Genomic DNA, 26,427 nt, shown 5'->3' with positions numbered 1-26,427 from the left:
AAATAGGTAAAGAGAGGGTACAACAGTGAAGTTTGTGCATTTACAATGTCAAACCGTTTTTAGTTTATTAAAAAGTGCTTGTAAAATTGATGAGCTTGTAGTCAGGGCGAAAGAACTCGGTTTTTCATCGCTGGCTATTACGGATGAAAATGTTATGTATGGCGTTATTCCGTTTTATAAAGCATGTAAGAAACATGGTATACAGCCCGTTATTGGATTAACCGCTTCTATTTTTAGTGAAGAAGAAGAAAGGTCTTATCCGCTTGTATTACTTGCTGAGAATGAAATAGGCTACCAAAATTTATTAAAGATTTCTAGCAGTATTATGACAAAGTCCAAAGAAGGTATTCCTAAGAAGTGGCTTGCGCATTATGCGAAAGGATTAATTGCAATTTCACCAGGTAAAGATGGCGAAATTGAGCAATTATTACTAGAAGACAATGAGAGTCAGGCTGAAGAAGTAGCTCGCACGTATCAAAATATGTTTGGCCATTTTTATATGAGTTTGCAGCATCATGCGATTCAAGATGAGTTGCTTTTACAAGAGAAACTACCTGAATTTATTAGTAGGGTTAATATTCCAGTCGTTGCAACAAACGATGTGCGCTATATCAATCAAAGTGACGCGCTTGTTCACGAATGTTTACTATCTGTTGAAAGTGGAACGAAAATGACTGATCCAGATAGGCCGAGGCTGAAAACAGATCAGTATTATTTAAAGTCATCGGATGAAATGGAAGCACTATTTTCCCATGCGCCGGAAGCAATCCAAAATACAATAAAAATTGCAGAGCGTTGCCAAGTAGAAATACCGTTCCATGTAAATCAACTTCCGAAGTTTCCTGTTCCGTCTAATGAAACGAGTGATATATACTTGCGTCGTGTTTGTGAAGAAGGTTTGCGGAAACGATATGGTGAACCGAAAGAAGTGCATATAAAGCGTTTGGATCATGAATTAAATGTTATTTCTCGTATGGGATTTAGTGATTATTTCCTCATCGTATGGGATTTTATGAAGTATGCACATGAAAATCATATTCTAACAGGACCAGGTCGTGGATCGGCAGCTGGTTCACTCGTTTCATACGTATTAGAAATTACAGATATTGATCCAATTGAATACGATCTATTATTTGAAAGGTTTTTAAATCCTGAACGTGTGACGCTTCCCGATATTGATATTGATTTTCCAGACGTAAGACGTGATGAGATGATTCGCTATGTGAAAGATAAATACGGTCAGCTCCGTGTTGCGCAAATTGTAACGTTTGGTACGCTTGCAGCAAAAGCGGCAATTAGAGACATTGCCCGCGTAATGGGGCTTCCGCCGCGAGATATTGATATATTTTCAAAACTTATTCCATCAAAGCTTGGTATAACGTTAAAAGATGCATATGAAGAATCACAATCACTTCGTGAGTTTATACAAGGGAATCTTCTGCATGAGCGTGTATTTGAAATCGCAAAACGTGTAGAAGGTTTACCACGTCATACGTCTATTCATGCGGCTGGTGTTATTATGAGTCAAGAACCGCTAACAGGAAGTGTAGCAATTCAAGAAGGACATAACGATGTTTATGTTACGCAATATCCAGCCGATGCGCTAGAAGAACTTGGTTTGCTTAAGATGGACTTTTTAGGATTACGTAATTTAACGTTACTTGAAAATATTATAAAATTTATCGCGAACAAAACAGGGAAAGAAATCGATATAAGAAACTTACCTCTTCAAGATGAAAAGACGTTCCAATTATTAGGGAGAGGGGATACAACAGGTGTATTCCAGCTTGAGTCGGGTGGTATGCGAAATGTACTTCGCGGGTTAAAACCGAATGAGTTTGAAGATATCGTAGCTGTTAACTCGTTATACAGACCAGGACCGATGGAACAGATACCGACTTTTATTGAATCGAAACATGGAAAAAGAAAAATTGAATATTTACATCCGGATTTAAAGCCAATTTTAGAAAGAACATACGGCGTCATTGTATACCAAGAACAAATTATGCAAATTGCATCGAAGTTAGCTGGTTTTTCGCTCGGAGAAGCAGATTTACTGCGCCGTGCGGTGAGTAAAAAAAATCGTGATATTTTAGATCAGGAACGTAAGCATTTCGTCCAAGGATGTTTGCGAAATGGTTATGATGAGACATCTGCAGAGAAAATTTATGATTTAATTGTAAGATTTGCGAATTACGGTTTTAACCGAAGTCACGCTGTAGCTTACAGTATGATCGGATATCAGCTTGCCTATTTGAAAGCGAATTATACGCTGGAATTTATGACGGCATTATTATCAAGCGCAATTGGAAATGAAGATAAGATTGTACAGTATATACGAGAAACGAAGCGGAAAGGTTTTCACGTTTTGCCACCGTCTCTTCAGAGGAGTGGCTACAACTTCCAAATAGAAGGGAATGCGATACGTTACAGTTTACTTTCGATCCGAAATATTGGAATGGCTACAGTGACGGCATTATTAGAAGAACGAGAGAAAAAAATGTTCGAAGATTTATTTGAATTTTGTCTTCGTATGCCGTCAAAGTTCGTAACGGAGCGTAATTTAGAAGCTTTCGTCTGGTCGGGATGTTTTGACGATTTTGGTGTTTCGAGAACGAATTTATGGAAAAGTATTAAAGGGGCGTTAGAGTACGCGAATCTCGCACGTGATTTAGGAGATGCTGTTCCAAAATCAAAATATGTACAAGGAGAAGAGTTATCTTTTATTGAACAACTAAATAAAGAGAAGGAAGCGCTTGGCTTTTATTTATCAAGTTATCCGACAGCGCAATATGTGAAGTTAGCAAAAGAATTAGAAATTCCATCTCTCGCTCAGGCGATGCGACACAAGAAAAAAGTACAAAGAGCTATTGTGTATATAACAAGTGTGAGAGTGATTCGTACGAAAAAGTTTCAAAAGATGGCATTTATTACATTCTGTGATCAAAATGATGAAATGGAAGCGGTCCTCTTCCCGGAAACGTATATACATTTCTCGGATAAGTTGCAAGAAGGAGCAATTGTTTTAGTTGACGGTACGATTGAGCTAAGAAATCATAAGCTGCAATGGATTGTAAATGGACTATATCCGCTAGAGGAAATGGATGTTTATGAAGAAAAGAAAGACGCATCTGTTTACGTGAAATTGCCGTCTCAGTATGAGAAAAAGCTTTTAAATCAGGTTACGAAAATATTGTTCGACTATTCAGGTTTTGCGAAAGTACTAATTTATTATGAAAAGGAACATAAAATGGTACAATTATCTCGGAGTTTATCGATTCATCCAAGTGAAGAATGTTTAGGAGCACTTCGTGAAATTGTCGGGGAAGAAAATGTAGTTGTGAAAATATAATGGACAATTTCCCTACACTTCGATTATTATAGTAGTAGTGTTCGTGGTCAGACCACTTGGAGAAATTGATATCAGCAAGAATAATTTGAGGAGAGTGGATAGTTTGTCAACACTTCGTGAAGAAGCACTTCACATGCATAAAGTGCATCAAGGAAAATTAGAAACTGTATCAAAAGTAAAAGTAGAAAATGCAAAAGATTTAAGTCTTGCATATTCTCCAGGGGTTGCAGAACCTTGTAAAGAAATTTATGACGATAAAAGTAAGGTATATGAATATACGATGAAGGGAAATATGGTAGCAGTTGTGACAGATGGAACAGCTGTACTTGGTCTTGGTAACATTGGACCTGAAGCATCTCTTCCAGTAATGGAAGGTAAAGCTGTATTATTCAAGAGCTTTGCTGGTGTAGATGCATTCCCAATTGCCTTAAATACAAACGATGTAGATAAAATTGTTGAAACTGTAAAATTAATGGAGCCAACTTTTGGCGGCGTTAACTTAGAAGATATCGCAGCACCAAACTGCTTCATTATTGAAGAGCGTTTGAAAAAAGAAACAAATATTCCTATCTTCCATGATGATCAACACGGAACAGCTATTGTAACAGTAGCAGGTCTTGTAAATGCACTGAAATTAGTTGGAAAGAAAATGTCTGACATTAAAGTTGTCGCAAATGGCGCAGGTGCAGCAGGTATTGCAATTATTAAACTTTTATATCGCTATGGTGTACGCGACATTATTATGTGTGACCGTAAAGGCGCAATCTATGATGGTCGTCCTACAGGTATGAATCCGGTGAAGGATGAAGTTGCAAAATATACAAATAAGAATCGTATAGAAGGTTCTTTAGCTGATGTTGTACAAGGTGCGGACGTATTCATTGGTGTATCTGCAGAAGGTGCATTAACAGAAGAGATGGTTCGTACAATGAATGACGATGCGATTATTTTTGCAATGGCGAATCCAGTTCCAGAAATTATGCCAGAATTGGCAAAAGCAGCGGGCGCAGCTGTTGTTGGAACAGGTCGTTCTGACTTCCCGAACCAAGTAAATAATGTACTGGCGTTCCCTGGTATTTTCCGCGGTGCACTTGACGTACATGCGACACAAATTAACGAAGAAATGAAGATGGCAGCTGTACAGGCTATTGCTGAGCTTGTAGCAGAAGATGAGTTAAATGCAGACTATATCATTCCGGCACCATTTGACGCGCGTGTAGCGCCTCAAGTAGCGGCTTACGTTGCAAAAGCAGCAATGGAGACAGGAGTAGCTCGCCGTCAAGTAGATCCAAATGAGATCGCTGAAAAAACAAAACAATTAGCGCTGATTGGTAAAGAATAAGCGAGGAATTTCCATTGACATCATCAAATACAAAAGTATATCTCGAAATTGTAAAAAAAATCCGTTCCATTATGGAAGAGGATGGTTTGGTGGCGGGGGATCGTTTGCCGTCTGAGCGTGAGTTAAGTTCACGCTTAAACGTAGGACGTTCCTCTGTAAGAGAAGCATTGCGTGCTTTAGAACTGGTAGGATTGATTGAAACGAGACGTGGTGAAGGGACGTTTATTCGAAACTTTTATGATAACGGTCTTGTACAATTAATTGCTCCGTTCTTATTGCAAGATGAGAAAACAATTCGTGATTTATTACAAACGAAACGATTACTTGAGAAAGATATGATTCGAATTGTATGTAATTTACCGAAAGAAACGTTTTCTAAAGTACTAAGTAGATTACACCAAGTACTTGAAGGAAATGAAAGCTCAGTCCCAACGCTTCATCAAACGTTCTTTAAAACACTTATTGAACAAGTCGATAATTATTTACTATATCGCATTTGGATGATCGTAAATGATTACGTAGCAACTCTTTCTTGTAAAGTTTCAAGAGATTCTATCGATATGTATAGAAAGCTTTATGCTACTTTGGAAGAAAAACAAGAAAATGATGCACTAAAAATTTACGATGAATTAGTAGAGAATATACAGTTTCACTCGTAATGTATAAAATTTGTCGAAATGACCATGACACGTTATGACAAACATTCTACCGCTTAGCGGTTAAAGTTAAACGTAAAGAGTGAGGTTATTAGACAGATTGAGAAGATAAGGCTAACATCAAACTTTGGTGTTAGCCCCATTTTCTTCTTACGCTAACCTTAGCTCTCAACGAAGGGGGTCAAATTGTGCTAAGAGATTTATTCGTGAAAAAGAAAAAGTACGCTGCAATACCTTCAGAACAAGTACGAAAAGATGTACCAGATGGCGTTATGACAAAATGTCCGGAATGTAAAAAAATCATGTATACGAAAGAACTTCTAAAAAATTTAAAAGTATGTGTGAATTGTGGATATCATCATCCTATGAATGCATGGGAACGTCTTGATAGTATATTGGACGAAGGGTCATTCCGTGAGTATGACAAAGAAATGGTTTCATTAAATCCACTCGAGTTTCCAGGTTATGAAGAGAAACTAGAGAGCGATCGTAAGAAGACTGAATTGAACGAAGCGGTTGTAACTGGTGAAGGAACAATTGATGACATGCTTGTTGTTGTTGCAGTAATGGATTCTCGTTTTCGAATGGGGAGCATGGGCTCTGTAGTAGGAGAAAAAATCGCCCGTGCGGTTGAAAAGGCGTACGACTTACAAGTTCCATTTATTATCTTTACTGCTTCGGGTGGTGCCCGTATGCAAGAAGGTATATTAAGTTTAATGCAAATGGCAAAAACAAGCGTAGCTTTGAAAAAGCATAGTAATGCAGGAGGATTATTTATTTCTGTTATGACTCACCCAACGACGGGCGGGGTTTCAGCGAGTTTCGCTTCACTTGGTGATTATAATCTTGCAGAACCAGGTGCACTTATCGGATTTGCTGGTAGACGTGTAATTGAACAAACGGTGCGTGAGAAACTACCAGAAGATTTCCAAACGGCAGAATTCTTACTAGATCATGGTCAATTAGATGCGGTGGTGCATCGTGATGATATGAGAGAATCACTTCGCAAGATTTTAGAAGTTCATCAAGGAGGGGAAATGGCTGTATGGCAGAGCTAGAATTTGAAAAACCAGTTGTTGAGCTAAGAAATAAGATTCGTGAACTGAAAGACTATACGAAAAACAGCCAGATGGACTTCAGTGAGGAGATTCGTATTTTGGAAGAAAAGCTAGAAAATTTAGAGGAAGATATATACGGCAATCTGAAAGTATGGGACCGTGTTCAAATTGCTCGTCATGCAGAACGACCGACAACGCTCGATTATATTGAGCACTTATTTACTGATTTTTTCGAATGTCATGGAGATCGTCTATTTGGCGATGATGCAGCGATTGTCGGCGGCATTGCGAAATATAAAGGGATGCCTGTAACTGTAATTGGGCATCAGCGCGGAAAAGATACGAAAGAAAATATTCGCCGTAACTTTGGAATGCCTCATCCAGAAGGATATCGAAAAGCATTACGTTTAATGAAGCAGGCGGAAAAGTTCAATCGTCCTATTATTTGTTTTATTGATACGAAAGGAGCTTATCCTGGTAAAGCTGCTGAAGAACGTGGTCAAAGTGAAGCTATCGCCCGCAATTTATTTGAAATGGCAGGTTTAACGGTACCTGTTATTTGTATCGTTATCGGCGAAGGTGGTAGTGGTGGTGCGCTAGGCCTTGGAGTTGGAGATTACATTCATATGCTAGAAAATTCCACTTATTCTGTTATTACACCAGAGGGTGCAGCGGCAATTCTTTGGAAAGATGCAGGAAAAGCAAAGGAAGCTGCAGAGGCAATGAAAATTACAGCAGCAGATTTGAAAGAATTAGGTGTGATTGACGAAATTATTCCAGAAGCAAGAGGCGGAGCTCACCGTAATATTTTGAAACAGTCAGAAAATATAGACTTAATGATTCGAAAAACTTTTGAACAATTAAACGAAATTTCGAAAGATGAATTAATCGAAAAACGTTATGAAAAATATATGAAAATTGGGCAAGTTTCGTTTTCAAACGCTTCCATTTGGATAAAATAAGAAAAGCGTGCGTTCCACTTCGCGAATGCACGTTTTTATTATGAAAAGACACATCTTCTCCATTGTATTTTTATATTTTTTCGTGTTATTTTATTATAAGGCAAATAATCTTTATGAGGTGAGTACAAATGAAACGTATTGGTGTATTAACAAGTGGTGGAGATTCACCTGGTATGAATGCTGCCATTCGTGCAGTTGTTCGTAAAGCGATTTTCCATGATATTGAAGTATATGGTATTTACCATGGATACGCTGGATTAATTTCTGGTCACATTGAAAAATTAGAACTTGGTTCTGTTGGCGATATTATCCACCGCGGTGGTACAAAATTATATACAGCAAGATGTCCTGAGTTTAAAGATCCAGAAGTACGACTAAAAGGTATCGAGCAATTAAAGAAACACGGTATCGAAGGACTTGTTGTTATTGGTGGAGATGGTTCTTACCAAGGCGCTAAAAAATTAACTGAACAAGGATTCCCATGTGTTGGTGTACCAGGTACAATCGACAATGATATCCCTGGAACAGACTTCACAATTGGTTTCGATACAGCTTTAAACACTGTTATTGATGCAATTGATAAAATTCGTGACACAGCTACATCTCATGAACGTACATATGTTATCGAAGTAATGGGACGTCACGCTGGTGATATCGCATTATGGGCTGGTTTAGCTGATGGTGCGGAAACGATCTTAATTCCAGAAGAAGAGTATGACATGGATGATGTTATCGCTCGTCTGAAGCGTGGTAGTGAACGTGGTAAAAAACACAGTATTATCGTTGTAGCTGAAGGTGTTGGAAGTGCAATTGACATCGGTAAGCACATTGAAGAAGCAACAAACTTTGATACTCGTGTAACTGTATTAGGTCACGTACAACGTGGTGGATCACCAAGTGCACAAGACCGTGTATTAGCAAGTCGTCTTGGCGCAAGAGCAGTTGAATTATTAATTGCTGGTAAAGGCGGACGTTGTGTAGGTATTCAAGATAACAAACTTGTTGATCATGACATTATCGAAGCGTTAGCTCAAAAGCATACAATCGATAAAGACATGTATCAATTATCTAAAGAATTATCCATCTAATCGGCGTAATGTCAGATATTTGGGAACGGTTTCATAATTTTCGGAGGTGCAATATGCGTAAAACTAAAATTGTATGTACTATAGGTCCTGCTAGTGAAAGTATTGAAAAATTAGAGCAATTAATCGAAGCAGGTATGAACGTTGCTCGTTTAAACTTCTCTCATGGTAGCCATGAAGAGCACGGAGCTCGTATTAAAAACATTCGTGAAGCTTCAAAGAAAACTGGTAAAACAGTTGGTATCTTACTTGATACAAAAGGTCCAGAAATCCGTACTCACGACTTCGTAGACGGACAAGCTGAGCTTGTAACAGGTGCAGAAGTAGTTCTTTCTACTGAGCAAGTATTAGGTACTGCAGAGAAGTTCTCTGTATCTTATGCTGGTCTTTATGACGATGTAGACCCAGGTTCTCGTATTCTAATCGATGACGGTCTTATCGAACTAGAAGTAATCGAAAAAGCTGATGGAAACATCCGTACAAAAGTTCTTAACAGCGGAACTGTAAAAAATAAAAAAGGTGTTAACGTACCAAACGTAAGCATTAAGCTTCCTGGTATCACTGAAAAAGACGTAAAAGATATCATCTTCGGTATCGAGCAAAAAGTTGATTTCATTGCAGCTTCATTCGTACGTAAAGCGTCTGACGTATTAGAAATCCGTGAATTATTAGAAGAGCATAACGCTCAATACATCCAAATCGTACCAAAAATCGAAAACCAAGAAGGTATCGACAACATCGATTCAATCTTAGAAGTTTCTGACGGTTTAATGGTAGCTCGTGGTGACATGGGTGTAGAAATTCCACCAGAAGAAGTACCGTTAGTACAAAAACGTCTAATTAAAAAATGTAACGTGTTAGGTAAACCAGTTATTACTGCAACACAAATGTTAGATTCTATGCAACGTAACCCACGTCCAACTCGTGCGGAAGCAAGTGACGTAGCTAACGCAATCTTCGATGGTACAGATGCAATCATGCTTTCAGGTGAAACAGCTGCTGGACAATACCCAGTAGAAGCAGTAACAATGATGGCTAACATTGCGGTACGTGTTGAAAAATCATTACAATATGAAGATATGTTCAAAAAACGTATTAAAGAGTTCACTCCAACAATTACAGATGCAATTAGCCAATCTGTTGCACATACAGCACTTGCTCTTGATGTAGCTGCAATCGTAGCTCCAACAGAAAGTGGATATACTGCGAAAATGATCTCTAAATACCGTCCAAAATCTCCAATCGTAGCTGTAACATCTGACGAGCAAGTAGGACGTCGTCTTGCGCTTGTTTGGGGTGTACAAGCATTTATGGCTGAGAAGCGCGCAGCTTCAACTGACGAAATGTTAGATACAGCAATTCAAACAGGTATGGATGCAGGCCTAATCGGACTTGGAGATACTGTAGTGATTACTGCTGGTGTTCCAGTTGCTGAAACTGGTACAACAAACTTAATGAAAATCCACGTTGTTGGTGAAGAAATTGCTAAAGGACAAGGAATCGGTCGTAAAGCTGCAAAAGGTAAAGTAGTTGTAGCAAAAACAGCTGCTGAAGCTGTAGCGAACGTAAACGAAGGTGATATCCTTGTTACAACAAGCACTGATAAAGATATGATTCCTGCAATCGAAAAAGCTGCAGCTTTAGTTGTAGAAGAAGGTGGCTTAACAAGCCATGCAGCTGTTGTAGGTGTATCAATCGGTATTCCTGTTATCGTTGGTGTAAACGGCGTAACAGCAACTTTAAAAAATGGCCAAGAAGTAACAGTTGATGCAGCACGCGGAATTGTTTATAATGGACATGCGGAAGTGCTATAAGTAATACGGAGAGAAGGATCGGAGTCCTTCTCTTTTTTTTTTTTTTTTACACAAAAACGAGATAAAATTAGCTTAAAGCGCCTAGAATTGCTTTTAAAAGCTGTTTGTTATGGGTTTTAATATGAAAGGGTATCTATATTTCATATGATGTATATAGGCATTGTGAGGGCGTTAAAAGTGAGATGTGAGAGAGGTGTAGAACTATGAAGTGGTTACTATTCTTGTTTATTTTAATACCGGCGATTGAGATTACGGTCTTAATTGGATCAAGTCATGTAATAGGTTTATGGTCTACGTTCGCTATGATTGTATTTACAGGTGTTGTAGGTGTGTATTTGGCGAAAAGACAAGGGTTTAAAGTGCTTGGAGAGATTCAATCTAAGTTGAATAGAGGGGAAATGCCAGGTGAGGCGGTACTAGATGGTATTTTTGTATTTGTAGGAGGTATTCTCTTAGTGCTTCCTGGGTATGTGACAGATATGCTAGGGTTTATCTGCGTGATCCCTATTACGAGAGCTTTATTGAAGCCGCTTGTTATGAAGTGGATGGAATGGAAATTTAGAAAGAATTCTACTATTATTATTCAGAAATAGCACTTAGATTGTAGAAATCTAAGTGCTATTTTTTGTCTTGTAAAAGGAGAGGAACTTGCTGATTGAAGCTTTGTTTTACCGCGCTATTTGTGGGGTGGAATTTCTATCTCAAAGCTGGGCTGCTCGTAAGTGTCTGATGTGGGGCGAATGATGAGTGGGGATGAACAAAACGTTCGCTTATTATATTTGCTATATAATTTTCGTTTGAACTCTTGTGTGTACTTCGATTAAACTTGTGATTTTTTAGTGCTATTAATTTAGATGAATAAGATGGAGGGAAACACTGCTAAATTAAAGTTTTGCTTTCTTATATAGAGGAACGATTGGTGTAAAAAATTCATATAAAAAGGCGGAGATTGTTAGTTGAAGTCTTATTTTATGCTATTTTGTATATTTATTCATTTACATAAAAAGTAATAAATGTAAATGATAATTATAAAATAAATAGAATAAATATGTAAAAACACCACGGAATATGCGTTTTTCATGCAAAAAAACAAGAGAATTATCTTTTTTGAGTGCAATTCTCTTGTTTTATGTAATAAGTATGAAAAATAAGTACAAGGAATAATCAGTGGGAATTTCCCACTGATTACATGTAAGTTTTTTGTTGTGTATGAATTAGAAACTATTATTTTGAAGGTGAACCTTTAATATATTTCCACAAGTCATGGAAGACATTAGCTTTGTGTAATGTATTAAGTAGTACTAAGGTGACTGGGCCGATGATTAATCCTAAAAAGCCAAAAAGTTTAAAGCCGACAAATAGAGCGACGAGTGTTGCTAATGGATCGAGACCGATGTTAGATGAAAGTACTTTCGGCTCCATAATTTGTCTTTGGACAATCACGACGATGTATAAAATGAGAAGACCAATGGCGAATGCGGTATCGCCAGTGAAAAATACGTATATAACCCATGGAACAAAGACTGCGCCTGTTCCTAAATATGGTAGTAAATCTACAACCCCTGTAATAATCGCGATAGTAATGGCGTATGGTACGCGTAATATTAAAAGCCCGATTAGTACAATGACAGTTGTCATAGATACGAGTGTAAGTTGTGCTTTCACAAAACCAAACAAAGCTTTTCTTAAGTCGACAAAAATAGTTTTTCCATAGCCATGTACACGATTCGGTAGCAATTTTCTTGCTTTCTGAGCAAGACGGTGCCAATCGTAACTAATGAAGAAAGTGGCTAATAAAATGAATACAAGGACAGTTAAAGTTGTTGGCAGTGCACTAATGAAATTCGTTAACCCGCTTATAATGGCGGTTAAAAGTTCTTTCATTTGTGTTGTCGCTTCTGTTCCTAAGTTTTGAATGTTTTGTGTAATTGTATAGCGCTGTGGTTCTCCAAGATGATTAAATTTAGAGATTAAATCATCGTAGAGAGGCATAATATGATTAAGTGCAAATTGCTGAGCGAATGTAACAATATCTGGAAACTTTACTGTAACAAGTTGTAGTAAGTATGTTGTGGCAGATATTGCTTCAGTCACAAGATATGTAACAAGTCCAACGATAGCTCCAAATACGAGAATTAAGCTAACGAGTACTGCTAGTGCGCGAGGAAATTGTAGTTTTTGATTAAGGAAATTGACGACAGGATTAATCAAATAAGCAAATGCAAAAGCGATAATAAAAGGATAGATAAGCCCTGACATGTATAGTAATACATAGAACCCAGCTACCGTTGCTACAATGACAAATATGAGTCGCAATATCATATATAGTAAGTTTCGGTTCAAAGATGTATACCTCCCATTCCAATTTGGATTATCCTAATTCGTTCAACTTATAACGAGTGTGCCCCACTGATTAAAGTTTCACTTTATGTTATAGTGGAATGATGGATTTTTCCTGCTTTTTCAGTATGTGAGTGACTGTGAAAGCTTGGTGTTGATGCTTCTACTATATGGTAAAAACTTCATTTTCTCTTCTTTTTATTTTACCTGTTTCTAATTAGAAAAGAAAGAAGAGACGTCTGTTTTTTAAAATGTATACACGCTTAAATTTTTATGGTGAAAGTCTCAATTTATCATTTTAAAATACATAAAAAATGAAGTGATTCATGTTGAATAGGCATCGATATATCATGTATAACGATAGGTTTAAAGGTATTTTTGTTTGGAAATGAGTTCATTATTTTCAGAAAGGAAGTGCAAACATGATTAGTCAGTCAACGTTATTTTTATTCATACTACTTATTATAGGACTTATTGCGAAAAACCAATCGCTTACTGTGGCTATTGGTGTGTTATTTTTATTGAAGTTTACGTTTTTAGGAGATAAGGTCTTTCCTTATTTACAAACGAAAGGAATTAACCTAGGTGTAACGGTCATTACAATAGCGGTGCTCGTACCGATTGCGACGGGGGAAATAGGTTTTAAACAACTTGGAGAAGCGGCAAAATCTTATTATGCGTGGATTGCTTTAGCTTCAGGTGTAGCGGTCGCTTTGTTAGCGAAAGGCGGCGTACAATTGTTGACAACGGATCCCCACATTACAACTGCGCTTGTTTTTGGGACAATTATAGCGGTTGCGCTATTTAATGGGGTTGCTGTTGGTCCGTTAATTGGGGCTGGAATTGCCTATGCGGTTATGAGTATTATACAAATGTTTAAATAAGGAATTTTATAGTAATATAAAATTTTTGAATTCTTTCTGTTCACAAAAGTCAGATAATTGTTTATAATAGGATTAGAAACTTTGAAAAGTTACATAACAGCAGAGACTTTACACCAGATAAAATAAAAACAACATAAAACAATTTTATAATGATATTGTTTTATGTTGTTTTTATCATAAAACTCTTCGGAATGTATTTTCCTCACTAACTTGTTGTTTTGAGCGTGAGGATTCGGGGAGACATTCACGCTCATGCTTTCCATGTAAACAATGGACAATAAGAGGGGAACATCGCAACAAATTTGCATGATCGTGCATTTTGCTTGCCTAAAGAGTGAACGGGCGTTCATAATTCATAAGGGGAGCAAATAGATATAAGGAGCAAGGTTGGGAGAATTTTCAGGAAAAGGAGAGAATGTCATGACTGTTATTCGAGGTTTAGAAGGGGTAGTAGCAACAACATCATCTGTGAGCTCTATTATTGATGATACATTAACTTATGTTGGGTATAATATTGATGATTTAGCTGAGAATGCTACGTTTGAAGAAGTAGTGTACTTATTATGGCACCGCAAGCTTCCTAATGAAAAAGAACTAGCAGAATTTAATGAAATTGTATCAGAATACTATAAAGTTCCAGGTGAGATTTTAACATATTTGAAACAAGTAGATTTAAAAATTGCACATCCGATGTCTGTTTTACGAACTGCAATTTCCATGCTATCATTATACGATGAGAGCGCTGAAATTATGGACGAAAAGTCCAATTATTTGAAAGCGGTTAAATTACAGGCGCAAGTAGGAACTTTAGTTGCTGCTTACGCGAGAATCCGTAAAGGTTTAGATATTGTTGAGCCAAGAAAGGATCTATCATTAGCTGCAAACTTCTTGTACATGTTAAATGATCGCGAGCCAAATGAAGTTGAAATTGAAGCTTTTGATAAGGCGCTTGTACTTCATGCAGATCATGAGTTAAACGCTTCTACATTTACTGCACGTGTTTGCGTAGCTACACTTTCAGATGTATATTCTGGTATTACAGCAGCAATCGGTGCATTAAAAGGTCCTCTTCACGGTGGGGCAAATGAAAATGTAATGAAGATGTTAACTGAGATTGGTGAAGAAGAAAATGTAGAGTCATATATTCATAATGCTCTTCAAAATAAAGTGAAAATCATGGGCTTTGGCCACCGTGTGTATGAGCAGGGTGATCCACGTGCAAAACACTTACGTGAAATGTCTAAGAGATTATGCGTGCTTTTAGGAGAAGAGAAATGGTATAATATGTCTATCAAAATTGAAGACATTGTAACAAAAGAAAAAGGTCTTCCACCAAATGTTGATTTCTATTCAGCTTCTGTATACCATTGTTTAGGAATTGACCATGACTTATTTACACCTATTTTTGCAATTAGCCGTATGTCAGGCTGGTTAGCTCATATTCTAGAACAATATGAAAACAACCGTTTAATTCGTCCGCGTGCTGATTATAATGGACCAACGCATCAAGTGTATGTTCCAATTGCACAACGATAAGCGAATAACACTATTTTGATAGTGAAAATACGCTTTCAAAAGTCTGATTTTTTCGGAAAGATGTAATGATTAGAATATTTTAATTTGACTAACGGTTTGAACTGAGGGGTTATTCCCTCAGTTTCATACATATGAAATTTCAAACATGGGGGTTATCACATTGACGACAGGTGAAAAAATTACTGTAACTAATGGTGTTATGAATGTACCAAACAATCCGATTATTCCATTTATCGAGGGAGATGGAATTGGTCCTGATATTTGGGCAGCTGCATCTCGCGTACTAGAAGCAGCAGTTGAAAAAGCTTATGATGGTGAGAAGAAAATCGTTTGGAAAGAAGTGCTTGCAGGGGAAAAAGCATTCAACCAAACAGGCGAGTGGTTACCAGAAGAAACTTTAAACTTAATTCGTGAATATTTAATCGCGATTAAAGGTCCACTTACAACTCCAGTTGGCGGTGGTATTCGTTCTCTAAACGTAGCACTTCGTCAAGAATTAGATTTATATGTATGTCTACGTCCAGTTCGTTATTTTGAAGGTGTTCCTTCACCTGTAAAACGTCCGGAAGATACTGATATGGTTATTTTCCGTGAAAATACAGAAGACATTTATGCTGGAATTGAATATGCGCAAGGATCTCCAGAAGCAGAAAAAGTTCTTGCTTTCTTAAAAGAAGCAATGGGTGTTAATAAAATCCGCTTCCCAGAAACATCTGGTATTGGTATTAAGCCAATTTCAGAAGAAGGGACAAAGCGTCTTGTTCGTGCTGCAATTCAATATGCAATTAACGAAAAACGCTCTTCTGTTACATTAGTTCATAAAGGAAACATTATGAAATTTACAGAAGGTGCTTTCAAAAACTGGGGTTACGAAGTAGCGGAACAAGAATTCGGCGACAAAGTATTTACTTGGGCTGAATACGATCGTATCGTTGAAAAAGATGGTAAAGATGCAGCGAATAAAGCGATGGCAGACGCTGAAGTGGCTGGAAAAATCATCGTAAAAGATTCTATTGCAGACATCTTCTTACAACAAATTTTAACTCGTCCACGTGAGTTCGATGTTGTTGCAACAATGAACTTAAATGGTGACTATATCTCTGATGCACTTGCTGCACAAGTAGGTGGAATTGGTATTGCACCTGGTGCAAACATTAACTATGTAACTGGACATGCTATCTTTGAAGCTACGCACGGTACAGCTCCAAAATATGCAGGTTTAGATAAAGTAAACCCATCTTCAGTTCTTCTTTCTGGTGTATTATTATTAGAGCACTTAGGATGGAACGAAGCTGCGAAATTAGTAACTGCTTCAGTTGAGAAAACAATTGCTTCAAAAGTAGTAACTTATGATTTCGCACGCTTAATGGAAGGTGCAACAGAAGTGAAATGTTCTGAGTTCGCTAATGAACTTATTAAAAACATGGATGTAGCGATAATCAAAAACGCATAATTAAAGCGGGGGGTAAATTATGACAATCAAACGCAAGAAAGTTTCAGTCATCGGTGCAGGATTTACAGGAGCAACAACAGCATTCTTATTAGCACAAAAAGAACTTGCAGATGTTGTATTAGTGGACATCCCACAACTGGAAAATCCAACAAAAGGGAAAGCGTTAGATATGTTAGAAGCGAGCCCAGTACAAGGTTTTGATGCTAACATTATTGGAACATCTGATTACGCAGATACTGCTGATTCTGACGTTGTTGTAATTACAGCAGGTATTGCGCGTAAGCCTGGTATGAGCCGTGATGACTTAGTAGCAACAAACTCTAAAATTATGAAAAGTATTACGCGCGACATTGCAAAACATTCACCAAATGCGATTATTGTTGTATTAACAAATCCAGTTGATGCAATGACATATTCTGTATTTAAAGAAGCAGGATTCCCGAAAGAGCGTGTTATCGGTCAATCGGGCGTATTAGATACAGCTCGTTTCCGTACATTCATCGCACAAGAATTAAATCTTTCTGTGAAAGACATTACAGGATTTGTTCTTGGTGGACACGGTGATGATATGGTACCTCTTGTACGTTATTCTTATGCAGGTGGCATTCCGTTAGAAACGTTAATTCCGAAAGAGCGTTTAGAAGCAATCGTAGAACGTACACGTAAAGGTGGCGGTGAGATTGTAGGCTTATTAGGAAACGGTAGTGCATATTACGCACCAGCTGCTTCTTTAGTTGAAATGACAGAAGCAATCTTAAAAGATCAACGCCGTGTATTACCGGCTATTGCGTACCTTGAAGGTGAATATGGTTATAGTGACCTTTACTTAGGGGTACCAGTAATTCTAGGTGGTAACGGAATTGAAAAAATTATTGAATTAGAACTTCTTGCAGATGAAAAAGAAGCGTTAGATCGCTCTGTAGAATCTGTACGCAATGTTATGAAGGTTCTTGTTTAATAATGAAATAGAAGTAGAAAAAGATTCGGGGCCCCGAATCTTTTTCTACTATTTATACAAATGTTTTTTTGAAATAATATGAAAACGCTGTCATTTGGTGTATCCTATAACGAAACTGTAGATTTATACTATACATTGCCCTCATCATAGTAAAATTCGGATCAGGTATCGCTTTTAGTAGGATAATAAGGTGAAAAAATCGGAGGGGGTTGTAACATGTTAAAGAAAAAAGTTCAAATTGGTCGTAAAATGGATGAAATTACAGTAGGAGAGAAATTATCTATCACTGAAAAAATTGAGGATAAAGATTTGTTATTGTACTTAGGGTTAACGAATGATGCCAATCCATTATATATTCAGCATGATTACGCATCCCAAACTCCGTATGAAAAGCCGATTGTACCAAGCATTATGCTAACTGGAATGATTACAACGGCAGTTACGAAATATTTACCAGGTCCAGGTAGTCATATTACGAGAAAGGACCTTACGTTCGTGAAGCATGTTCACCATTATGAAACGTTACAAATCCACTTTGAAGTTGTGGCTGTTTCTGAGGAGGAACATACAATTGATATGCTTGTATCTGCTCATGATGAAAAAGGAGAAACTGTTGTGAAAGGTTCATTAACAGTAACGCCACCTTTTAAATCAGTCTCTATTATGGAAAAAGCATTAGATAATTTTTAAAAAGATGAAAATATGAATAGCGCTAGCATACCTTTAATAAGGATGCTAGCGCTATTTTTAGTTGAAGAATCCTTCTTTGAACCCTTCAGCAAATTCTGAGCACCCCGTTTTAATCGTATCCCAGCTCGGAGCGTTAAAAGCAAGGATACATGTGACTGCTAAAGATAGAATGGATAGTATTAGTCGCATAATAGACCTCCTTATATTATTAATTTATATATTAAGATTAATAATATAATTATCGGTAATTGAAGTCAATTAAAGGAGTGGTTTTTTAGGTGAGGTGGAAAAGAGAAGACGTGATCTTTGAAACAGTAAGAGAAGCTGAAGTGTGGGCAGACGGGGTTGCGAATGAAATGTACGGGAGAGTATTTGATGGATATGAAACACCAGATTATAAAATAGCGTATGCTCTTTCGTTTTTCCTAGCACAAAATCAAGATTTTATAGTTCATACGGAAGTGAGCTTTAAAGAAGAGAGAGCAATCTATAAAGTTTGGCAAAATCCTGTGTAGTTGCAGGTGAATCGTAATTACTTCTATTTTCTCAATTCTACACAAACGATCTCCATGAATAGACAATTATATTGAGAGGGACCTTGTTTTCTAGTATGATGAGAATAACGGGGAAAATACTAGGATGAAGAAGGTTTCAAGTCTATAACTTGGAGGAAAAGAATGAACAATCGTATTTTAGTAGTTGATGATGAGGAATTTATCTTAACTTTAATCGAATTTAATTTACAACAAGCTGGGTTTGAAGTTATAACAGCGATGGATGGAGAAATGGCGCTTCAAAAAGCGACAACAGAACGCCCAGATTTAATTATATTAGATTTAATGCTTCCGAAAATGGATGGTATGGAAGTGTGTAAAGAATTACGATTGCAGCGCGTTATGACGCCGATTTTAATGTTAACGGCAAAAGATGATGAGTTTGATAAGGTGCTAGGCCTTGAACTTGGGGCGGATGATTATATGACAAAGCCATTTAGTCCAAGAGAAGTTGTTGCTCGTGTGAAGGCGATTTTGCGTCGTACGAAATTACAACAAGAAGAACAAGTTGCAGAAGCGCCAGATGAAGATAGCATCACAATTGCAGAACTTAAAATTTTACCGGAATTTTATGAGGCTTATTTCCAAGGAAGAAAGCTTGAATTAACACCAAAAGAATTTGAACTACTTGTGTATCTTGCGAAAAATAAAAGTCGCGTGTTGACACGTGATCAATTACTAAGTGCTGTATGGAATTACGATTTTGCTGGTGATACACGAATTGTTGATGTTCATATTAGCCATTTGCGCGATAAAATTGAACAAAATACGAAAAAACCGACGTACATTAAAACGATACGTGGTTTAGGATATAAATTAGAGGAGCCAAAAGGGAATGAATAAATTTCGTTCCAGGCTTCTTTTTACATTTGTTTCTCTTATTGTATTTATTTTAGTTGGACTAGGTTTATTACTAGAAACTGTGTTTGAAAACTACTATATAGATCATGCTAAAGAGAGAATGGTAAAAGAGACAGAGTATGTTGCGACGTTAGCAGAAGAGCAAGGTTTTGATAATGTCTTAAAAAACCCATACATATTTGAAAAGTTAGAAGAAAAAATACCAGCTTCTATCGTATTTTTGGATGAAAAAAAGAAAGTTCAATATAGAAAAGGACAAGAATTGGCATTTAGTCCAGAGACGATTAAAGAACTTTCTTCGGAAGTGGCAAAACAACGAAGTAAAGTGATTACGAAAGAAACGGATCGAAAGAATGAATTTTATCATGCGGTGTTCGTTCAAGATGTAGAAGGAAAACAAGGATACATTTTGGTGAAAAGTATAATTGATCCTTTAAGAGACGTACATCAAAAAACGTGGGGATTATTAATTATCGGATTTGTCATTGCTTGTCTCGTAGTTGTATTTTTAGGTATGAAAATTACAGGGCAATATATTAGGCCAATTGAATCGGTTACGAAAGTTGCAATTGAATTGGCAAAGGGCAATTATAAAGCACGTGCATACGAAAGTCATTCGGATGAAACTGGAATGCTGAGTAAAGCGATTAATATTTTAGCTCGAAATTTACAAGAGATGACACTTGAACAAGAAATGCAGCAAGATCGTCTGCATACGTTAATTGAAAATATGGGAAGCGGAATGATTTTAATTGATAGCCGAGGATATATAAACCTTGTAAACCGCTCTTATAAGGAAACTTTCCACGTAACAGATGAAGAATATTTAGATCGCTTATATTATGAATCGTTTCATCATACAGAAATTATTGAGCTTGTAGAAGAAATCTTTATGACAGAAGTGAAAGTGCGTAAACAAATGTTATTGCCACTTGGAATTGAACGGAAGCATTTCGAAGTATATGGAGCGCCGATTATCGGGACAAACCATGAATGGAAAGGGATTGTTCTCGTATTCCATGACATAACAGAGTTAAAGAAATTAGAACAAATGAGAAAAGACTTTTTAGCGAATGTTTCTCATGAATTAAAGACACCGATTACTTCTATTAAAGGTTTTTCAGAAACACTCTTAGACGGAGCGATGGATAATAAAAAATTCTGCGAACATTTCTTGCACATTATTTTAAAAGAAAGTGAGCGCATGCAAGGATTAATTGAAGATTTATTAGATTTGTCGAAGATCGAACAACAAGGATTTAAATTAAATATGGGAACCGTTGATATGAAGGGGCTGCTTGAAGATATTCATATGGTACTTGATAATAAAGCAGGAGAAAAAGAAATCTCTTTACAAGTTAATGTATTAAAACGTGCCTCTGTTATTGGAGATCCAAGTCGTTTGAAACAAATCTTTATTAATTTAATTAATAACGCAATCGTATATACACCGGCTGGAGGCGTTGTTTCAGTAGAGTTAGCGGAAGATAAATATAATGCTTATATAAAAGTATCGGATACTGGAATTGGTATTAGTAAAGAGGAAATTCCGCGTATTTTTGAACGTTTCTACCGGGTGGATAAAGCAAGAAGTAGAAATACTGGTGGTACCGGCCTTGGATTGTCGATCGTAAAGCATTTAGTTGAGGCGCATCAAGGTACGATTACAGTAGATAGTGAAGTTGGAGAAGGGACAACGTTTACAGTTGTTTTACCGAAATCAGCAACTGAAAAATAGGATGAAGGATGTTTACAATATATTAACAATGGCTTAATTAAATATTAATAAAGCTCTGTTAATATAATACATGAAAACCCCTTCATCCAAGGAGTAATTTTGGACGAGAATAGTTAAGCTGTTCTCGTCACTTCCCTTTATGCCAATATAAGTCTGTTTTATATATGAAAGAAAATAGCCGTTATTTTTCTTCTCTCTATTAGTCATGTTAATATAGAGAGAGGAAAGGAACGGTTTTTTTCTGTGAAAAAAATCATTTCAAATTTGTATGGGGAGGTTTCAATTTTGGAAAAAAAGGTCGTATTAGTAGATGGTAATAATATCGCGTATCGTGCTTTCTTTGCACTACCGCTTTTAAATAACGACAAAGGTATACATACGAACGCAATTTACGGTTTTACAATGATGTTAATGAGAATATTAGAGGAAGAAAAGCCAACTCATATGTTAGTGGCGTTTGATGCAGGCAAAACAACGTTCCGTCATAAAACGTATAGTGAGTATAAAGGAGGACGTCAAAAGACTCCACCTGAATTATCAGAGCAGTTCCCGTTTATTCGTGAGATGCTGGATGCGTTCAATGTACCGCGTTATGAATTAGAAAATTATGAAGCGGATGACATCATGGGAACGTTAGCGAAAGAAGCGAGTGAGCAAGGGGCGAGTGTAAAAGTTATTTCAGGAGATAAAGATTTACTTCAACTTGTTTCTGATAACACGCTTGTATGTATTCCGCGAAAAGGGATTACAGAAGTGGATGAATATACGAAAGAAGCTTTATTTGAAAAATACAGCTTATCACCAAAGCAAATTATCGATATGAAAGGTTTAATGGGAGACCAGTCAGATAATATACCGGGTGTACCAGGAGTTGGTGAAAAAACGGCAATTAAATTGTTAACACAGTTTGGAACGGTTGAAGAAGTGTATGAAAATCTAGATCAAGTAAGTGGGAAGAAATTAAAAGAAAAACTGGAAGAAAATAAAGAACAAGCTCTTATGAGTAAGGATCTTGCAACTATTATTACAGACGCGCCGATTACAGTTCATGTGGATGATATGGCGTATAAAGGATATGAAGCAAGTGATGTCATTCCAATGTTCGAGAGTTTAGGATTTACATCTCTTTTAAATAAATTAGGCGTTACGCCAGAAGAAACAGCTCCAGCTGAATTAGATGATATTACATTTGATATTGTGGAAGAAGTTACAGAAGAAATGCTTCAGCAAGATAGTGCGCTTATCGTTGAAGTACAAGAAGATAACTATCATAAAGCAGACATTCAAGGTTTCGGTATTCAAAATGAAAATGGATGTTACTTTATTCAGACAGACATTGCTCTTAAGTCAGATGCTTTTAAAGAGTGGCTTGCAGATGGAGAAATGAGAAAGCATACATTTGATGCGAAGCGTGCAATCGTTGCACTGAAATGGAATGGGATAGATATGCAAGGGATTGACTTTGATCTATTAATCGCTGCTTATTTACTTGACCCGGCTGATACAGATAAAGATTTCCGTACTGTAGCGAAAATGAAAGAAACGCATGCTGTGAAATCAGATGAAGAAGTTTACGGAAAAGGTGCGAAGCGTGCTGTTCCAGAGTTAAAGGTAGTCGCGGAGCATGTGGCTCGTAAAGTGCATGTATTATATGATGTAAAGCAAACATTCGTTGAAGAGTTAAAGAAGAATGAGCAATATGAACTGTTTACAGAGTTAGAATTGCCGCTTGCACGTGTATTAGCTGATATGGAAGTAAAGGGTGTAAAAGTTGATACAGAGCGTCTTCGTAATATGGGAGAAGAACTTGCGGGTAGATTAAAGGAAATGGAACAGGAAATCTATAAGCTTGCGGGAACAGAGTTTAATATTAATTCACCGAAGCAGCTTGGTGTTATTCTGTTTGAGAACTTAAACTTACCGGTTATTAAAAAGACGAAAACAGGTTATTCTACGTCAGCTGATGTACTAGATAAGCTTATGAATCACCATGAAATTATTCCAAATATTTTACATTATCGTCAATTAGGGAAACTAAATTCAACTTACATTGAAGGTTTACTGAAAGTTGTACATGAAGATTCATCTAAAATTCATACTCGCTTTAATCAAGTGTTAACGCAAACAGGTCGATTAAGTTCAACGGATCCGAACTTGCAAAATATCCCGATTCGATTAGAAGAAGGAAGAAAGATTCGTCAGGCATTTGTTCCATCAGAAGAAGGATGGATTATGTATGCGGCTGATTATTCACAAATCGAACTGCGTGTATTAGCTCATATTGCAAATGATAAAGGGCTAGTTGAAGCGTTCCAACATGACATGGATATTCATACGAAAACAGCTATGGATGTATTTGGCGTTGAAAAAGATGAAGTAACTTCAAATATGAGACGACAAGCGAAAGCTGTTAACTTCGGAATTGTGTATGGTATTAGTGATTATGGTCTTTCACAAAACTTAGGAATTACAAGAAAAGCAGCAGCGGAATTTATTGAAAAGTATTTAGAAAGTTTCCCTGGTGTACAAGAATACATGGAGGACATCGTAAAAGATGCGAAACAAAAAGGATATGTAGCTACATTATTAAATCGTCGCCGTTATATTCCAGAAATTACGAGTCGTAATTTTAACTTGCGTAGCTTCGCTGAGCGTACAGCGATGAATACACCAATTCAAGGTACTGCAGCAGATATTATTAAAAAAGCGATGATTATTATGGCAGATCGTTTAGAAGAAGAAGGATTACAAGCGCGTCTTCTTCTGCAAGTACACGATGAATTAATATTTGAAGCACCAAAAGAAGAAATCGAAAAATTAGAGCAGCTTGTACCTGAAGTAATGGAACATGCGATTGAACTTGCAGTTCCGCTGAAAGTTGATTATTCTTACGGTCCAACTTGGTACGACGCAAAATAAGGAAGTGATGAAATGCCTGAATTACCAGAGGTTGAAAACGTCAGACGGACACTTGAAAATCTTGTAACAGGAAAAACGATTGAAGATGTTATTGTTACTTATCCAAAAATAGTGAAACGACCGGATGATGCAGAAATCTTTAAAGAAATGCTAAAAGGCGAGAAGATTGAAAATATAAAGCGAAGAGGAAAGTTTTTGCTTTTATATGTAACGAATTATGTCATTGTTTCACATTTGCGTATGGAAGGTAAGTTTTTATTACATCAAGAGGATGAGCCGATTGATAAACATACGCACGTCCGTTTCTTATTTACAGATGGAACGGAATTACATTATAAAGATGTGAGAAAGTTTGGTACGATGCATCTCTTTAAGAAAGGTGAAGAAATGAACCAAATGCCTCTTGCTGACTTAGGTCCGGAGCCATTTGATGCTGAAATGACACCGCAGTATTTACAAGAAAGATTACAAAAGACAAATCGTAAAATAAAAGTTGTGCTACTGGACCAGCGTCTTTTAGTAGGGCTTGGAAATATATATGTAGATGAAGTTTTATTCCGTTCTCAAATTCATCCAGAACGAGAAGCTTCGTCTTTAACAGTAGAAGAAATTGAGCGAATTTATGAGGCTACCGTTACAACGCTAGGCGAAGCAGTAAAGCGTGGCGGAAGTACAATTCGGACGTATATCAACTCACAAGGGCAAATTGGTTCGTTCCAAGAACTCCTAAATGTATATGGGAAAAAAGGAGAGCCGTGCGTAACTTGTGGCACGATATTAGAAAAAACAGTTGTTGGCGGGCGAGGAACGCATTACTGCCCAATTTGTCAGCCTAGAATATAGAAAAGAGATAACATCGGATAGGCATTTGTCATATACATACAGCAGAGCTATGTATAAGGGAGGAGCTTACCGATGTACCTTTATTTATCTCTTATTTTATTAGCTTTTACATTAAGCTTAGATAGCTGTAGTGTAGGGCTAACATATGGTTTAAGAAGCGTAAGAATTCCACTAAGATCAATTATAATTATCGGAATGTGTTCAGCGGCTGTTATGCTTGTTTCAATGGGAATTGGACATATGATCGCGAAAGTATTTTCACCTGTTATCGCAACGCGTATCGGTGGGCTTGTTCTTATTGGAATAGGGATTTGGGTATTATATCAATTTTTTCGAAGTGAGAAAAAAGAAGAACCGAAGCAAGAGGAGAAGGTCTGGAAATTAGAGATTGCCTCGCTAGGGCTAGTGATTCAAATTTTACGGAAACCGACTGTAGCAGATTTTGATAAATCAGGCACCATTTCTGCAGGAGAAGCATTACTTCTTGGTATAGCTCTTTCTGTAGATTCATTTGGTGCCGGAATTGGTGCATCTTTATTAGGGTATGCACCCGCTATGATGGCGATATTAGTTGCAGTTATGAGTTCTTTGTTTTTATTTATTGGAATGAAACTTGGAACGGTTTTATCAAATATGAAATGGTTACAAAAATTTACATTCCTGCCTGGAGTATTACTCATCATTATTGGAATTTGGAAAATGTAAGTATGGGCGTGGAACATTAGTTTCGCGCCTTTTATTATGAGGAGGATTATTATGACAGTAGTAATTGGATTAACGGGAGGCATTGCAAGCGGAAAAAGTACGGTATCAGAAATGTTTCGTGAACTGAGCATACCAGTTATTGATGCAGATATTATCGCAAGAGAAGTTGTAGAGCGAGGAAAACCAGCATATAACAAAATAGTAGAAGTATTTGGAACGGAAGTGTTACAAGAGGATGGAGAACTAGATCGTCCAAAACTAGGAAGTGTCGTTTTCTATAATGAAGAAAAACGATTGCAGTTAAATAAAATTGTTCATCCTGCAGTGCGTGAGGAAATGAATAGGCAAAAGGAAATGTACATAAAAGAAGGTATGCAAGCGGTTGTGTTAGATATTCCTCTCTTATTTGAAAGCAAATTAACAAGTCTCGTTGACCGCATTTTAGTTGTAGCGGTTAAGCCGCATACGCAATTAGAACGTTTAATGAAACGAAATAACTTTTCAGAAGAGGAAGCAACAGCTCGTATTCAATCTCAAATGCCGTTAGAAGAAAAAATGAAAAATGCAGATGAAGTGATAAATAATGATGGCACAATTATGGGAACGAAAACACAATTGCAGGTAATTTTAAAAAAGTGGAACATTATTGACTAAAAAATTGTGAAATTAATGAAAAT

General features: G+C 37.0%; 22 protein-coding genes. 20 read left to right on the top strand and 2 right to left on the bottom strand.

Translation table 11 applies throughout. The features are described 5' to 3' along the window. Positions 1 to 25 precede the first annotated feature (25 nt). From dnaE to V7S45_RS22745, 8 genes are all read left to right on the top strand, one after another. Positions 26 to 3,352 (top strand): DNA polymerase III subunit alpha, encoded by a 3,327-nt coding sequence (gene dnaE / locus V7S45_RS22780; protein ID WP_000673728.1) that lies wholly within the window; start codon positions 26 to 28, stop codon positions 3,350 to 3,352. 133 nt (positions 3,353 to 3,485) lie between these two features. Continuing rightward, positions 3,486 to 4,694: a malic enzyme-like NAD(P)-binding protein gene (locus V7S45_RS22775; RefSeq protein ID WP_161508111.1), complete on the top strand. Its 1,209-nt coding sequence runs from the start codon at positions 3,486 to 3,488 to the stop codon at positions 4,692 to 4,694. 14 nt (positions 4,695 to 4,708) lie between these two features. Then, the gene (locus V7S45_RS22770; RefSeq protein WP_000204448.1) at positions 4,709 to 5,353 is read left to right on the top strand and encodes a GntR family transcriptional regulator; all 645 of its coding nucleotides are present in this window, start codon (positions 4,709 to 4,711) and stop codon (positions 5,351 to 5,353) included. Positions 5,354 to 5,538: 185 nt separating this feature from the next. After that, entirely contained in the window at positions 5,539 to 6,408 is an 870-nt protein-coding gene (gene accD, locus V7S45_RS22765) for an acetyl-CoA carboxylase, carboxyltransferase subunit beta (protein WP_000942856.1), read from the top strand. Continuing rightward, positions 6,396 to 7,370 (top strand): acetyl-CoA carboxylase carboxyl transferase subunit alpha, encoded by a 975-nt coding sequence (accA, locus tag V7S45_RS22760; RefSeq protein ID WP_342761496.1) that lies wholly within the window; start codon positions 6,396 to 6,398, stop codon positions 7,368 to 7,370. The genes accD and accA overlap by 13 nt, the downstream gene beginning before the upstream one ends. A 128-nt stretch (positions 7,371 to 7,498) precedes the next feature. Beyond that, a complete protein-coding gene (pfkA, locus tag V7S45_RS22755) occupies positions 7,499 to 8,458 on the top strand; it encodes a 6-phosphofructokinase (RefSeq protein WP_000821157.1) in 960 nt (319 codons plus the stop codon). A 53-nt stretch (positions 8,459 to 8,511) separates the two neighbouring features. Then, complete coding sequence (pyk, locus tag V7S45_RS22750) at positions 8,512 to 10,269, top strand: pyruvate kinase (RefSeq protein WP_001232673.1); 1,758 nt, start codon at positions 8,512 to 8,514, stop codon at positions 10,267 to 10,269. A gap of 203 nt (positions 10,270 to 10,472) precedes the next feature. Next, positions 10,473 to 10,862, top strand: coding sequence for an FxsA family protein (locus V7S45_RS22745; RefSeq protein ID WP_000871628.1), 390 nt, complete (start codon positions 10,473 to 10,475; stop codon positions 10,860 to 10,862). 631 nt (positions 10,863 to 11,493) lie between these two features. Here V7S45_RS22745 and ytvI read toward each other — a convergent pair. Continuing rightward, positions 11,494 to 12,612, bottom strand: coding sequence for a sporulation integral membrane protein YtvI (gene ytvI / locus V7S45_RS22740; protein WP_001081388.1), 1,119 nt, complete (start codon positions 12,610 to 12,612; stop codon positions 11,494 to 11,496). A 419-nt stretch (positions 12,613 to 13,031) separates the two neighbouring features. On the opposite strand from ytvI, the gene V7S45_RS22735 reads away from it, so the two are divergent. The 5 genes from V7S45_RS22735 to V7S45_RS22715 all read left to right on the top strand — a co-directional run bounded on the left by V7S45_RS22735 (position 13,032) and on the right by V7S45_RS22715 (position 18,130). Next, positions 13,032 to 13,493, top strand: coding sequence for a DUF441 domain-containing protein (locus V7S45_RS22735; RefSeq protein WP_000625507.1), 462 nt, complete (start codon positions 13,032 to 13,034; stop codon positions 13,491 to 13,493). Positions 13,494 to 13,880: 387 nt separating this feature from the next. Continuing rightward, positions 13,881 to 15,029, top strand: coding sequence for a citrate synthase (citZ, locus tag V7S45_RS22730; RefSeq protein WP_000503652.1), 1,149 nt, complete (start codon positions 13,881 to 13,883; stop codon positions 15,027 to 15,029). Positions 15,030 to 15,189: 160 nt separating this feature from the next. Continuing rightward, the gene (icd, locus tag V7S45_RS22725) at positions 15,190 to 16,482 is read left to right on the top strand and encodes an NADP-dependent isocitrate dehydrogenase (RefSeq protein ID WP_000206898.1); all 1,293 of its coding nucleotides are present in this window, start codon (positions 15,190 to 15,192) and stop codon (positions 16,480 to 16,482) included. Positions 16,483 to 16,501: 19 nt separating this feature from the next. Beyond that, on the top strand, positions 16,502 to 17,440 hold the full coding sequence (mdh, locus tag V7S45_RS22720; protein ID WP_000153232.1) for a malate dehydrogenase: 939 nt from the start codon (positions 16,502 to 16,504) through the stop codon (positions 17,438 to 17,440). Between the two features lie 216 nt (positions 17,441 to 17,656). Beyond that, positions 17,657 to 18,130 carry a MaoC/PaaZ C-terminal domain-containing protein gene (locus V7S45_RS22715; RefSeq protein WP_000914180.1) on the top strand — a complete coding sequence of 158 codons (474 nt, stop codon included), beginning with the start codon at positions 17,657 to 17,659 and terminating at the stop codon, positions 18,128 to 18,130. 57 nt (positions 18,131 to 18,187) lie between these two features. Here the strand turns inward: V7S45_RS22715 and V7S45_RS22710 are convergent, their stop codons facing one another. Next, a complete protein-coding gene (locus V7S45_RS22710) occupies positions 18,188 to 18,319 on the bottom strand; it encodes a hypothetical protein (RefSeq protein WP_001237022.1) in 132 nt (43 codons plus the stop codon). 89 nt (positions 18,320 to 18,408) lie between these two features. Between V7S45_RS22710 and V7S45_RS22705 the strand changes: the two genes are divergently transcribed. From V7S45_RS22705 to coaE, 7 genes are all read left to right on the top strand, one after another. Beyond that, positions 18,409 to 18,645 (top strand): hypothetical protein, encoded by a 237-nt coding sequence (locus V7S45_RS22705; RefSeq protein WP_001267383.1) that lies wholly within the window; start codon positions 18,409 to 18,411, stop codon positions 18,643 to 18,645. A gap of 162 nt (positions 18,646 to 18,807) precedes the next feature. After that, entirely contained in the window at positions 18,808 to 19,527 is a 720-nt protein-coding gene (phoP, locus tag V7S45_RS22700; RefSeq protein WP_001065220.1) for a two-component system response regulator PhoP, read from the top strand. Further along, positions 19,520 to 21,283 carry a sensory box histidine kinase PhoR gene (gene phoR, locus V7S45_RS22695; RefSeq protein ID WP_001032102.1) on the top strand — a complete coding sequence of 588 codons (1,764 nt, stop codon included), beginning with the start codon at positions 19,520 to 19,522 and terminating at the stop codon, positions 21,281 to 21,283. The genes phoP and phoR overlap by 8 nt, the downstream gene beginning before the upstream one ends. A gap of 285 nt (positions 21,284 to 21,568) precedes the next feature. Beyond that, positions 21,569 to 24,202, top strand: coding sequence for a DNA polymerase I (polA, locus tag V7S45_RS22690; protein WP_000412825.1), 2,634 nt, complete (start codon positions 21,569 to 21,571; stop codon positions 24,200 to 24,202). Between the two features lie 12 nt (positions 24,203 to 24,214). Beyond that, positions 24,215 to 25,045: a DNA-formamidopyrimidine glycosylase gene (gene mutM, locus V7S45_RS22685; protein ID WP_001114478.1), complete on the top strand. Its 831-nt coding sequence runs from the start codon at positions 24,215 to 24,217 to the stop codon at positions 25,043 to 25,045. Between the two features lie 72 nt (positions 25,046 to 25,117). Then, the gene (ytaF, locus tag V7S45_RS22680; protein WP_000281744.1) at positions 25,118 to 25,750 is read left to right on the top strand and encodes a sporulation membrane protein YtaF; all 633 of its coding nucleotides are present in this window, start codon (positions 25,118 to 25,120) and stop codon (positions 25,748 to 25,750) included. 51 nt (positions 25,751 to 25,801) lie between these two features. Further along, complete coding sequence (gene coaE / locus V7S45_RS22675; protein ID WP_000219283.1) at positions 25,802 to 26,404, top strand: dephospho-CoA kinase; 603 nt, start codon at positions 25,802 to 25,804, stop codon at positions 26,402 to 26,404. The last annotated feature ends 23 nt before the right edge of the window (positions 26,405 to 26,427 follow it).

The organism is Bacillus sp. BR3(2024), from assembly GCF_039134555.1.
GTDB lineage: Bacteria > Bacillota > Bacilli > Bacillales > Bacillaceae_G > Bacillus_A > Bacillus_A cereus.
Note: the sequence above shows the minus strand (reverse complement) of the source record. Positions and strands in the feature narration are given on the sequence as shown.

What these genes read in the sequence shown, in the direction of transcription:
- V7S45_RS22775 (WP_161508111.1), top strand. Translation starts at nt 3,486, where the DNA reads ATGCATAAAGTGCATCAAGGAAAATTAGAAACTGTATCAAAAGTAAAA.
- accA (WP_342761496.1), top strand. Translation starts at nt 6,396, where the DNA reads ATGGCAGAGCTAGAATTTGAAAAACCAGTTGTTGAGCTAAGAAATAAG.
- pfkA (WP_000821157.1), top strand. Translation starts at nt 7,499, where the DNA reads ATGAAACGTATTGGTGTATTAACAAGTGGTGGAGATTCACCTGGTATG.
- pyk (WP_001232673.1), top strand. Translation starts at nt 8,512, where the DNA reads ATGCGTAAAACTAAAATTGTATGTACTATAGGTCCTGCTAGTGAAAGT.
- V7S45_RS22745 (WP_000871628.1), top strand. Translation starts at nt 10,473, where the DNA reads ATGAAGTGGTTACTATTCTTGTTTATTTTAATACCGGCGATTGAGATT.
- V7S45_RS22735 (WP_000625507.1), top strand. Translation starts at nt 13,032, where the DNA reads ATGATTAGTCAGTCAACGTTATTTTTATTCATACTACTTATTATAGGA.
- mdh (WP_000153232.1), top strand. Translation starts at nt 16,502, where the DNA reads ATGACAATCAAACGCAAGAAAGTTTCAGTCATCGGTGCAGGATTTACA.
- V7S45_RS22715 (WP_000914180.1), top strand. Translation starts at nt 17,657, where the DNA reads ATGTTAAAGAAAAAAGTTCAAATTGGTCGTAAAATGGATGAAATTACA.
- V7S45_RS22710 (WP_001237022.1), bottom strand. Translation starts at nt 18,319, where the DNA reads ATGCGACTAATACTATCCATTCTATCTTTAGCAGTCACATGTATCCTT.
- phoP (WP_001065220.1), top strand. Translation starts at nt 18,808, where the DNA reads ATGAACAATCGTATTTTAGTAGTTGATGATGAGGAATTTATCTTAACT.
- phoR (WP_001032102.1), top strand. Translation starts at nt 19,520, where the DNA reads ATGAATAAATTTCGTTCCAGGCTTCTTTTTACATTTGTTTCTCTTATT.
- mutM (WP_001114478.1), top strand. Translation starts at nt 24,215, where the DNA reads ATGCCTGAATTACCAGAGGTTGAAAACGTCAGACGGACACTTGAAAAT.
- ytaF (WP_000281744.1), top strand. Translation starts at nt 25,118, where the DNA reads ATGTACCTTTATTTATCTCTTATTTTATTAGCTTTTACATTAAGCTTA.
- coaE (WP_000219283.1), top strand. Translation starts at nt 25,802, where the DNA reads ATGACAGTAGTAATTGGATTAACGGGAGGCATTGCAAGCGGAAAAAGT.